The following is a 3,153-nucleotide window of genomic DNA, read 5'->3' on the forward strand; positions in this document are numbered from 1 at the left end:
ATAAAATTAATGACAACGGTCTAGTGTATGATTTCGTTGCGTGTTTAAGCACTAAAGTTAGCATATAATCACAGATAGAAAGTCCGCGAGGACTTTCGTAAGTAAGCTATAACTAGCAATGAATTATACACATTGTTGTGTGTAGTGTTTTTTACTTTTCAATACCTAATTCTTGATATGTAGACTTTTTTATTTTATGAAATTTATTCCAAACCTTGCTGTATTGCTGACTTATAGAATCATCTCCATTAATTTCTTTCATAACATAATTTGCTTTATTGAGATAGCTTATGAAATTTCCCCAATCGTAATGCTTTGAAGGACTATATCCAGTTGGACTGTTTTCGTCTGGCAACCATTTTAAACGTCTTTTAGAACCTAAATGAGTAAATCTTTTATACAATCTAGTTTCGAAAAGTGAATCAGATGGAATGTGCGCTTTTTTTGCAAAATGTGCGCCTCTTCTAAAGGACCTTTTCATAGTTCTATAAAATTTTGAAAAACCAGCAGTTTTGACTTTTACTTTTGAGCCATCGTACATAAACCCCAAATATTCTAATTGTTTATTTGGGTTGACTATACTATTTTCTACTATGCCACCTTTAAAAATTGACTTTTCATTAAATTCATACCTGTAAACGTTAGTTTTCTTTGCTTGAATTTCTAAGTTAGCCTCAACTTCAATTTCTTTTTGAATTAAGTCATAGAAATATTTTTCATCCTTTTGGTCGCAAACAATGATTAAATCATCACTATATCTTTGATAATAAGCTTCCTTTGACTTTGATGTAACTTCTGAGTATACTCGTTCATCAAAATCAAGCATATAAATATTGGCTAGTGTTGCGCTGATTGGTGTTCCTTGCGGAATTCCTTTTTTTTCCGCTTTATTTAGTTTTTTCCGAACGTCTCTTTTGTATGGCTTGTCGACTCTTATTAAATCAGTAGCTTCCTCAAAAAACTCATCTTTATCACAAAATGCAACAACATTTTCGTGTCGCATATTGTAGATTTTACTGACTTTCTTTCGCTTTAATATTTTTTGTGTTGTGTCATTTGGTCTAAAACGTTCAATTATTAATTTATGCTGGAACCTTTTAAATAATTCATTTTCATTAACATATTTATTATCAACAAGATTCTTGAATATTGTATAATGGTCATCAGGTAAATTGGTTGTACCCAAAACACGTTTCCATTGACTATGTAAAATACGATGGTCTAGATTGTCAAAAAACGAAGTTACATCTGCGATAATGATAGAAAGTTTTCGGTGCTTATTTTTTTCAATGAATTCAAATGCCTCGAATGCAAATTCGATATTAGATTTATTACCACTTTTGCCATTGCCGATAGGGATTTTTCTATACGCTACAGCAACAGAGCCATAAGGTTTGTCTTCTAAATGTTTCTCATAAGCTTTTGTAAGCAAATGACTGTAATAGCTATAAATTATTGAATCTAAATGAGATGGAAAATAAATATGACGTTCTTTCTTGTCGCTTACGGTTCGTTGACGTTTTCCACTATTATTCTTAGGTGCATTTTCTTGCGGTCTATATTTTCGCTGACTTAAAGTTCTGTGTAAGAGTGGTACGAACTTGTGATTTGCAATGTTTTCTGGATTTGCGATGTAACTTTTTAACCAAGTCTTGTCTTTTTGGCTTGTTAACGGTTTTCCTATGTGTGGGTATTTTTTAAATTTTAGCCATTCGTCATTCATAGTCAAACATTGATTAAAAAAAGAATTAGAGTTGGTCGTGGCTCACTTATCGGTAGATACAATCCTGAAGTTGCTTTTCACTTTCGCTATAGGCAACGCCACTCATTGATAGAATATTGTTCGTATCTTTACTAACACCATCAATTATGATAGCACTCGCAGAAATAGAAACTAAGAAAGGTCAACTTACAGTCCTCTCAATGCAACTTGTAATAACATTGATAAAGATTTGCAAGATTGGAATCTCTCTTCACACGTCAGCCGAAGTCTGCGCGTGGAACACTAATGTGCACTTTACATAAAACGTACCTACCAGTCTTGTCCCAACTCTTAATCCTTGATATTCAAACAGTCACAAACCGTACCATTTAAAAAATTTACTGAAAAAGTAGTGTTTTTATGAGATTCTTATGACATACTGTCATTTTAGGTGTCAGTTTCTCAGCATTTGAAATGAAAGTTGAAAATTTTGAATTCGGTCGAGGTGTTTCTGACATTACACACAACGGTTTTGTGTATGATTAGTGGCGTGTTTAAGCACCTAATTTAGCAAATAAAAACCGAATAGAAAATCCGCAAGGATTTTCGTAAGTAAGCTTGAACCAGCCATTAATTATACACGGTGTTGGCAACTGGCTTTTATTTTTTAATGTTCCCAATGTTCTAATCTAAAATCAATTACAATTGAGTCTTTGTCAAATTCTACGTATAATTCTTTTCCTTCCATTGGGTCTATATTCCAACCATAATCAACCATTATTTCGTAAGTAATTTCGTTTTCTTTTTTAATTTGATAATTACCAGGTTCTCCTAATAATCCAATGACTTTTTTTAATTCCATTCCTTTTTCGAGATAATTTTCCATTAAGTCTTGGACCATATTTTCTCGATATTCATAAAATCCGTCAAATCTTTCATTCCATTTAGATTTGTCAAATTCCATTTCTTTTACTCCGCAACTTGATATTAGCGTTATGATAATTAAAAGGAATATTTTATTTAATATTTTCAACTTGTTTTTTCATTTATTCGGTCAAATTTATTTTCTCCGAGTTCGTTTTTTATTAATTCCGAATTCCGTTCCACAATATTTTTAAAAGTCAAAAATTCAGTTTTATTTTCATTCCAAAATTCAGTCGGTAAATTCGAAACTGCAATAAGTAAATCGCCTTCATAAATATCACATTCGGTCAAAATATTCCGTTCGAGTTTTTCGAGTGCGATTCCGATTAGATATTTAGTTCCGATTTGTTGAGAAATCAGAAGTCTTATCTGTTCGTTTGTCAATTCCGCAATGCTGATTTTCCGATAACGATAACATTTTTCAACCAAATCAGTAGGAAATTCGGAAGGGTTTTTCCAAATATCTTTTTCTAATTGTTCGATTGATTTTGTTTCCATTCTCGGTTTTTTTTCAGCTTGTTGCCAAC

3 protein-coding genes are annotated in these 3,153 nt (G+C 32.0%); all 3 read right to left on the bottom strand.

What is annotated here, in order from left to right; all coding sequences use genetic code 11:
- Window positions 1–151: 151 nt before the first annotated feature.
- Window positions 152–1,723, bottom strand: coding sequence for a reverse transcriptase domain-containing protein (locus KO500_RS02730; protein WP_215954970.1), 1,572 nt, complete (start codon window positions 1,721–1,723; stop codon window positions 152–154).
- Window positions 1,724–2,369: 646 nt separating this feature from the next.
- Complete coding sequence (locus KO500_RS02735) at window positions 2,370–2,666, bottom strand: hypothetical protein (protein WP_215954971.1); 297 nt, start codon at window positions 2,664–2,666, stop codon at window positions 2,370–2,372.
- 65 nt (window positions 2,667–2,731) lie between these two features.
- A partial coding sequence (locus KO500_RS02740; protein ID WP_354668429.1) for a contact-dependent growth inhibition system immunity protein occupies window positions 2,732–3,153 on the bottom strand: 422 nt, incomplete at its 5' end.

Source organism: Cellulophaga baltica, assembly GCF_018861125.1.
GTDB classification, from domain to species: Bacteria; Bacteroidota; Bacteroidia; order Flavobacteriales; family Flavobacteriaceae; genus Cellulophaga; species Cellulophaga baltica_A.

Bases quoted from the DNA above. Each gene is read 5' to 3' on its own strand.
- KO500_RS02730 (WP_215954970.1), bottom strand. From the start codon at position 1,723: ATGAATGACGAATGGCTAAAATTTAAAAAATACCCACACATAGGAAAA.
- KO500_RS02735 (WP_215954971.1), bottom strand. From the start codon at position 2,666: ATGGAATTTGACAAATCTAAATGGAATGAAAGATTTGACGGATTTTAT.